Genomic DNA, 7,267 nt, shown 5'->3' on the forward strand with positions numbered 1-7,267 from the left:
TCAGAGGTGTATAAGAGACAGTCGGTGACCTCGCACCACAGCCGCCCGCCGTACGCCCACAGCCGCAGCCGCCCGTGACCGCCGCCGTGCACGACCGCGTTGGTGGTGATCTCGTTGACCGCCAGCACGAAGTCCTCCAGCCGGCGGCCGGTCAGCCCCTCGCACCTGGCGTGCTCCGTCACCGCCCGGCGCAGGGACGTGATGCGCCCCCGCGCGAAGCCGGCGCAGAGCACCTGCCTACACATCGTCCACCCGGCGCACCGCCACGAACTCGTCGGCCCTGATCAGCCGCAGCACCCGGGCGACGCGGCCGCGGCAGACGACCACGGTGGCGCCGCGCGGCCTGGCCATCGCCGTGCGGGTCAGCAGCTGCGCCGAGCCGGCGTCGATGAAGTCGAGCTCGGAGGCGTCGATCACCACCTCGCCCGGCTCCTTCTCCAGCCGCTCCAGCAGCGAGGCGAACGCCGGCCGGTTGGTCAGGTCGACGTCGCCCCAGACCCGCAGCCCGCGCGGCGACCCGGTGTCGGCGAAGCGCAGCAGCGCCTGCTCGGGCGCGATCGGATGCACCGACGCGGCCCGTTCGAGGTCGTCGCGGGCGAACAGGCGGCGGTCGTACTGGCACACCGCCGCCAGCCACCGCTCGCCGAACAGCTTGTTGGCCGCCGCCTCGAACGCCGCGTGCCCCGGCACGTCGCCCACCCCCCACGAGGCGTCGACCAGCGCGTACACGCCCCGCCTGCCGTGCCTGCGGGCGCGGTCGCCGGCCTCGGCGAGTCCCGCGTACACCCGCGCGGGGTCGAAGGCGCCGCCGGTGAAGTGGGTCTCGGCGCTGGCCAGGATCTCGACCTGCCCCGCCGAGAAGGCCTCGGTGAACCCCGGCACGAGCGGCGCCAGCCAGTCGCGCGTCCGCTCCGGGCTGTCGGCGTGCGTGACGATCAGCACCAGGCTCCGGCGGCGCAGGCCGTTCACCGTGAAGGCCCGCGTGGCCGCCATGCGCTCTCGCTCGTCCTCGAACGGAAGGCAGACATGATCCCCTAAATCAGGATCGAGAACGGATTCGGCGACGTGCACCACGATGTCCCTCCCTAGCACGCGTGGCCTCCGAAATTACTGCGCTCCGTACCATCACGTAGCGCATTCTCTGTAAAACCCACTGTGACGCGATACAGGCAGGTGTACCTTTTCGGCGGGGGTCGCCCACGGGAGGGGTCATGAGGAGCATGGGCGCGGATGCGCTGGAGATGACGCGACGCCGACACGGCGATCTCGTGGTGGTCAGCCTGGCGGGGGAAATCGATGTGGACAACGTCTCAGACGTGCGCAAATGCCTCGACGAGGCGGTCGAGACGCACGGCCCCCGGCTGGTGGTCGACCTGACGGGGCTGACCTTCATCGACACCACGGGGCTCGGCGTCCTGGTGCGGCTCCTCGCCACGCTGCGCGATCGCAACGGCTCGATGGCCCTGGTGGCGCCGGACGGCCAGGTGCTGCGCCGGCTGCGCCGGACGAACCTGGCGCCGCTGTTCCCGATCTACGACACCCTCTCCCAAGCCCTCGCCTGACCGGCGGCACGCCGTACGGCCGCGGCGGTGGCCGGGGCACGGGAACGGGCTGGTTGAATGGCGACATGTCCCTTGACCCCGAGATCGCCGCCCGGCTGAAGCGCAATCCCGACGGCCTGGTCCCCGCGATCGCCCAGCAGCACGACACGGGCGAGGTCCTCATGCTGGCCTGGATGAACGACGAGGCGCTGCACCGGACGCTCACCACCGGCCGGGCCACGTACTGGTCGCGCAGCCGCGGGGAGTTCTGGGTGAAGGGCGACACCTCCGGCCACGTCCAGCACGTCAAGTCCGTGGCGCTCGACTGCGACGGCGACACCATCCTGGTGCGGGTCGACCAGGTCGGCGCCGCGTGTCACACCGGCGACCGCACGTGCTTCGACACCGGGCGCCTCGAGATGCTCGGCTAGGCGGGCCCATGGAGACGGCGAGACCACAGGCCGGGCGGAGAGAGCTGTGGGGCTGGGTGGTGGCGACCGCCCTCGGATGCCTGCTCGTGCTGGTCGCCGCGGGCCAGACCTGGGTGCGGGTCCTCTCCGGCGGTGACGGGAACGCGCAGGCGCCCACCGGCGGCGCGCTCGGCCCCGCGCTGACGCCCGTGGCGCTGGCCGGGCTGGCCGGGGTGGTGGCCGTGCTCGCCACCAAGGGCGCCGGCCGCCGGATCGTCGGCGCGCTGCTGGCCCTGTGCGGTGCGGGCGCCGCGGCGGCCACCTGGAGGGCGCTCGACGCCGCCGACATCACCGGCTGGCTCAGCGAGCAGAACGTCGTGCACGCCGCCACGGGCCTGCGGTGGGAGATCGCGCCGCTGTGGCCGGCCGTCGCCGGCGCCGGCGCGCTGCTGCTGTTCGCCGGGGGCGTGTTCGCGATCGTGCGCGGCGCCAGGTGGGCGGGCATGTCGGCACGCTACGAGCGGTCCGCCGGCGAGGCCGCCTCCCGGCAGAACGCGCAGGTCAGCGACGACCGGGCGCTGTGGGACGCGCTCGACCGGGGCGACGACCCCACCGATTCGCGCTGACGCCCGGTGTGACGAATTCTCCACGGTTCTGATTCCCTGTCGGCTTGGCAAACCTTTTCTCAATAAGCTGCCGTTGCAACTCGCCACGAACAGTTGAGGAGCCAGCTCATGAGCTACGGGGACCAGGGCGGTAACGGCGGCTACGGCGCCCAGCCACCCGGCGGAGGATACGGCCAGGAGCCGCCCGCCGGCGGCGGGTACGGCCAGCAGCCGGGGAGCGGCGGCGGCTACGGCCAGCAACCGCCCGGCGGTGGCGGGTACGGCCAGCCGCCCGCGGGCGGCTACGGCGAGCAGCCGGGGAGCGGCGGCGGCGGCTACGGTCAGCAGCCGGGGAGCGGCGGCGGCTACGGTCAGCAGCCCGGGAGCGGTGGCGGCTACGGCCAGCAGCCCGGTTACGGCGGGGGATACGGCGAGCAGCCGCCCAGCTATCCGCAGGACCTCGGCTACGGCCAGATGCCCCCGAGCGGCGGCTACGGCGCCCAGCCCGGCTACGGCTACGACCAGTACGGCCAGCAGGGCCAGCAGGGCTACGCCGCCTACGGAGCCCCCCAGGCCAGGTCCACCAACGGCATGGCGGTGGCCTCGCTCGTGCTGGGCATCGTCGGCCTGATCTCCTGCGGCCTCACCAGCATCCCCGGCGTCATCCTCGGCCACATCGCGCTGAGCAGGATCAAGCGCACGGGCGAGGAGGGCCAGGGCATGGCCGTGGGCGGCCTGGTCACCTCGTACATCACCGTCGTGATCTGGCTGCTGACGTGGGTGATCTTCGGTGGGTTCATCCTGGCCATGCTCGGCCTGGCCTCCAGTGCGAGCGCGTACGACAGCTCGTACTGACGCTCGATACTGGAACCATGACCTCTTCGACGACCGGACGGCGCGGCGCGGCCCGGCTACGGCCGCTCCTCGCACCGCTGGGGGTGGCGGCCGGGACGGGCGCGCTGTTCGCGTTCGTCGGCGTGATCGACCCGAACGAGCCGGGCCACTACCCGACCTGCCCGTTCCTGGCGCTCACGGGCCTGTACTGCCCGGGCTGCGGCACGCTGCGCACCATCCACGCGCTCGCCCATCTCGACCCGGTCGCCGCGCTCGGGCTCAACCCGCTGACCGTGGTGATGATCCCCTTCCTGGTGTTCTGGTGGGGCAGGTGGGTCGCGCACGCCTGGAAGGGCCGGCCCGTCCCGCTGCCCCACCCCGCGTGGCTGTGGGTGTTCATCGGGGTGGTCATGGTCTACTGGGTGGTCCGTAATCTCCCCTTCGGGGCGTTCCTCGCGCCTTAAGTACTGCTGGGCCGACGGCCGGCAGGGGGACCGGAGGTGGGGAGACCCCATGGAGGCCGATAGCATGCAGGGCATAGGCAGAGAGCGGACGCGACGCGAACTCTCCGCCGCCCCCAAATGTCGACCGGAGGGACCTCAAGCGCGTGAGTGAGCGGACGGAAGGGCCGAGTGTCCTCGACGACATCCTCGACGGGGTGCGCGCCGACCTTGCCGCACGTCAGCAGGCTGTCTCGATGGACGAGCTCAAGCAGCGAGCCGAGCGGGCACAACCGCCCAGGGACGCCATGGCCGCGCTCGGAGGCGACCGGGTCTCGGTGGTCGCCGAGGTCAAGCGCTCCAGCCCGTCGAAGGGCGCGCTCGCCGCGATCGCCGACCCGGCGGCGCTGGCGGCCGACTACGAAGCGGGCGGCGCCCACGTCATCAGCGTGCTGACCGAGCGGCGCAAGTTCGGCGGCAGCCTCGACGACCTCGCGGCGGTCCGTGCCAGGGTCGACATCCCGATCCTGCGTAAAGACTTCATCCTGACCTCCTACCAGCTCTGGGAGGCCCGCGCCTACGGTGCCGACCTGGTCCTGCTCATGGTCGTGTGCCTGGAGCAGGAGGCGCTCGTGTCACTGATCGAGCGGGCCGAGTCGATCGGGCTCACGCCGCTGGTCGAGGTGCACACCGAGGAGGAGCTCGACAGGGCGCTGGCGGCGGGCGCGCGGGTCATCGGAATCAACGCGCGCAACCTGAAGACACTCGAGGTCGATCGCGAGGTCTTCACGAAACTGGCGCCGAAGATCCCGGATAATGTCATCAAAATCGCCGAGTCGGGCGTGCGCGGCCCGCACGATCTGCTCGCCTACGCCCGCAACGGCGCCGACGCCGTCCTGGTGGGGGAGAGCCTGGTCACCGGCAAGGACCCGCGCAAGGCAGTGGAGGCGCTGGTGACCGCCGGTGCTCACCCGTCGACGCGCCCCGACCACTCAGCAGAGGGATAGCAGTGGCAAACGAAGGCTCCATCCTGACCGCCGCCGACCTGGTGGGCAACGGCCCGCACGGTGACGACCCCGACATGCACGGCAAGTTCGGCCTCTTCGGCGGCCGGTTCGTGCCCGAGGCGCTGATCCCCGCGCTCGACGAGGTCGCCGCGGTCTACGAGAAGGCCAAGAACGACGCGGAGTTCCTGCGCGAGTTCGACCACCTGCTGCGCACGTACGCCGGCCGGCCGACCACGCTGACCGACGTGCCGCGCTTCGGCGAGCAGGCCGGCGGCGCCCGCCTCGTGCTCAAGCGCGAAGACCTCACCCACACCGGCGCTCACAAGATCAACAACGTCCTGGGCCAGGCGCTGATCACCAAGCGGCTGGGCAAGAAGCGGGTGATCGCCGAGACCGGCGCGGGCCAGCACGGTGTGGCCACCGCCACCGCCGCGGCCCTGCTCGGCCTGGAGTGCGTCATCTACATGGGCGCGGTCGACTGCGAGCGCCAGGCGCTCAACGTGGCCAGGATGAAGCTGCTCGGCGCCACCGTGGTCCCGGTGACCAACGGCTCCCAGACCCTGAAGGACGCCATCAACGAGGCGTTCCGCGACTGGGTGACCAACGTCGACACCACCCACTACCTGTTCGGCACGGTCGCCGGGCCCCACCCGTTCCCCGAGATGGTCCGCGACTTCGCGCGCATCATCGGCGTCGAGGCCCGCCGCCAGATGCTGGAGCTGACCGGCAGGCTGCCCGACGCGGTGTGCGCGGCGGTGGGCGGCGGCAGCAACGCGATCGGCGCCTTCCACGCCTTCATCGGCGACGAGGGCGTGCAGCTGCACGGCTACGAGGCCGCCGGGCGCGGTCTCCACAGCGGCGAGCACGCGCTCACCCTCACCGCGGGGTCGGTCGGCGTGCTGCACGGTGCGCGCACCTACGTGCTGCAGGACGACGAGGGCCAGACCATCGAGTCCCACTCGATCTCCGCCGGGCTCGACTACCCGGGCGTCGGCCCCGAGCACGCCTGGCTGAAGGACTCCGGCCGGGCCACCTACCACGGCATCACCGACGACGAGGCGATGGCGGCGTTCTCGCTGCTGGCCCGCACCGAAGGCATCATCCCGGCCATCGAGTCCTCCCACGCGCTGGCGGGCGCGCTCAAGCTGGGCCGCGAGCTCGGCCCCGAGGCGACGATCCTGGTCAACCTGTCCGGGCGCGGCGACAAGGACATGGGCACGGCGATGAAATACTTCAACCTCTGACCCGCTGGGGAGCGCCGTCGCCGTAAGGAGCGAAGCTTCCGCGGCGACGACTGGAGGCGACGGCTTTTGAGCGACCGAGCCCGCCGCACGGAGTGCGGCCAATAAGTGCGAAACGGACAGACATGACGACTCTTCAGACGGTTTTCGCCAAGGCGAAGGCGGACAACCGCGCCGCGCTCGTCGGCTACCTGCCGGCGGGCTTCCCGTCCAAGGACGGCGCCATCGCCGCCGCCGCGGCCCTGGTGGAGGCCGGCTGCGACGTCATCGAGATCGGCCTGCCCTACTCCGACCCGCTCCTGGACGGGCCGACGATCCAGGACGCCGTGCATCGCGCGCTGTCCAACGGCACCCGCATCGCCGACGTGATGCGCACGGTCGAGGGCGTCGCCGCCACCGGCGCCGCCACGCTGGTCATGACGTACTGGAACCCGATCGACCGGTACGGCGCCGAGCGGTTCGCGCGCGACCTGGCCAACGCGGGCGGGGTGGGCACCATCACGCCCGACCTGACGCCCGAGGAGTCCGAGCCGTGGCGCGCGGCCTCCGCGGCGGCCGGCATCGACACGGTGTTCCTGGTCGCGCCCAGCTCGACCGAGCAGCGCATCAAGGCGGTCGTCGACTGCTGCACCGGCTTCGTCTACGCCGCCTCGCTCATGGGCGTCACGGGCGCCAGGGAGACGGTCAACACCGCCGCCGAGGGCCTGGTCGCCCGCACCCGCGCGCACACCGACCTGCCGGTGTGCCTGGGCCTGGGGGTCGGCACGGGCGCGCAGGCGGCCGAGGTCGCCGCCTACGCCGACGGGGTGATCGTGGGCTCGGCGTTCATCCGCCGCCTGCTCGACGCGCCCGACGAGGCCGCGGGCCGCGAGTCCGCCGCCGCCCTGGCCCGTGACATGGCCAAGGGCGTACGCCGCTGACGCGAGGCGACTGAGCGCGGTTCCCCGCTTGGGGGGCCGCGCTTGACGTTGTGCGTCAGGTTGGATGACGAAATTTCCGGACAAACGATGGCGTGTCGTCTGGGGCGGGGTGATGATCGGGGCTGCCGAGCAATGTGACGCATGACCCGGAAGGACACCTATGCGTCCAGGTCCCGTGATCCTCGCAGCCCTCGCACTCGCGGCCACGGCCATGGCCGCCCCGGCATCCGCCGCCACTCCTCCACCGGCCCCCACCCCGACGTACGAGC

At 72.0% G+C, this 7,267-nt stretch carries 10 protein-coding genes; 8 read left to right on the forward strand and 2 right to left on the reverse strand.

The features are described 5' to 3' along the window. Both E1286_RS44580 and E1286_RS44585 read right to left on the reverse strand, forming a co-directional pair. The coding region (locus tag E1286_RS44580) for an ATP-binding protein (protein WP_132623060.1) at positions 1–245 on the reverse strand (245 nt) is incomplete at its 3' end. After that, positions 238–1,092 carry an MEDS domain-containing protein gene (locus E1286_RS44585; protein WP_342776333.1) on the reverse strand — a complete coding sequence of 285 codons (855 nt, stop codon included), beginning with the start codon at positions 1,090–1,092 and terminating at the stop codon, positions 238–240. The genes E1286_RS44585 and E1286_RS44580, both read right to left, overlap by 8 nt. Positions 1,093–1,211: 119 nt before the next feature. Between E1286_RS44585 and E1286_RS44590 the strand changes: the two genes are divergently transcribed. From E1286_RS44590 to trpA, 8 genes are all read left to right on the forward strand, one after another. Then, on the forward strand, positions 1,212–1,562 hold the full coding sequence (locus E1286_RS44590; protein ID WP_223190920.1) for an STAS domain-containing protein: 351 nt from the start codon (positions 1,212–1,214) through the stop codon (positions 1,560–1,562). A gap of 65 nt (positions 1,563–1,627) precedes the next feature. Then, complete coding sequence (gene hisI, locus E1286_RS44595; protein ID WP_165970207.1) at positions 1,628–1,972, forward strand: phosphoribosyl-AMP cyclohydrolase; 345 nt, start codon at positions 1,628–1,630, stop codon at positions 1,970–1,972. Between the two features lie 8 nt (positions 1,973–1,980). Further along, on the forward strand, positions 1,981–2,577 hold the full coding sequence (locus tag E1286_RS44600; RefSeq protein WP_132623064.1) for a Trp biosynthesis-associated membrane protein: 597 nt from the start codon (positions 1,981–1,983) through the stop codon (positions 2,575–2,577). A gap of 108 nt (positions 2,578–2,685) precedes the next feature. Continuing rightward, positions 2,686–3,411: a DUF4190 domain-containing protein gene (locus tag E1286_RS48620; protein WP_165970208.1), complete on the forward strand. Its 726-nt coding sequence runs from the start codon at positions 2,686–2,688 to the stop codon at positions 3,409–3,411. A gap of 17 nt (positions 3,412–3,428) precedes the next feature. Continuing rightward, positions 3,429–3,854 (forward strand): DUF2752 domain-containing protein, encoded by a 426-nt coding sequence (locus E1286_RS44610; protein WP_132623066.1) that lies wholly within the window; start codon positions 3,429–3,431, stop codon positions 3,852–3,854. Positions 3,855–3,997: 143 nt separating this feature from the next. Further along, positions 3,998–4,837 carry an indole-3-glycerol phosphate synthase TrpC gene (trpC, locus tag E1286_RS44615; RefSeq protein ID WP_132623068.1) on the forward strand — a complete coding sequence of 280 codons (840 nt, stop codon included), beginning with the start codon at positions 3,998–4,000 and terminating at the stop codon, positions 4,835–4,837. A gap of 74 nt (positions 4,838–4,911) precedes the next feature. Next, a complete protein-coding gene (gene trpB / locus E1286_RS44620) occupies positions 4,912–6,081 on the forward strand; it encodes a tryptophan synthase subunit beta (protein ID WP_187368321.1) in 1,170 nt (389 codons plus the stop codon). Between the two features lie 122 nt (positions 6,082–6,203). Beyond that, positions 6,204–6,998, forward strand: a complete 795-nt coding sequence (gene trpA, locus E1286_RS44625; protein ID WP_132623072.1) for a tryptophan synthase subunit alpha — start codon at positions 6,204–6,206, stop codon at positions 6,996–6,998. The last annotated feature ends 269 nt before the right edge of the window (positions 6,999–7,267 follow it).

Source organism: Nonomuraea terrae (assembly GCF_004348995.1).
GTDB classification, from domain to species: Bacteria; Actinomycetota; Actinomycetes; order Streptosporangiales; family Streptosporangiaceae; genus Nonomuraea; species Nonomuraea terrae.

Bases quoted from the DNA above. Each gene is read 5' to 3' on its own strand.
- E1286_RS44600 (WP_132623064.1), top strand. From the start codon at position 1,981: ATGGAGACGGCGAGACCACAGGCCGGGCGGAGAGAGCTGTGGGGCTGG.
- hisI (WP_165970207.1), top strand. From the start codon at position 1,628: ATGTCCCTTGACCCCGAGATCGCCGCCCGGCTGAAGCGCAATCCCGAC.
- trpA (WP_132623072.1), top strand. From the start codon at position 6,204: ATGACGACTCTTCAGACGGTTTTCGCCAAGGCGAAGGCGGACAACCGC.
- E1286_RS48620 (WP_165970208.1), top strand. From the start codon at position 2,686: ATGAGCTACGGGGACCAGGGCGGTAACGGCGGCTACGGCGCCCAGCCA.
- trpB (WP_187368321.1), top strand. From the start codon at position 4,912: ATGCACGGCAAGTTCGGCCTCTTCGGCGGCCGGTTCGTGCCCGAGGCG.
- E1286_RS44590 (WP_223190920.1), top strand. From the start codon at position 1,212: ATGAGGAGCATGGGCGCGGATGCGCTGGAGATGACGCGACGCCGACAC.
- E1286_RS44610 (WP_132623066.1), top strand. From the start codon at position 3,429: ATGACCTCTTCGACGACCGGACGGCGCGGCGCGGCCCGGCTACGGCCG.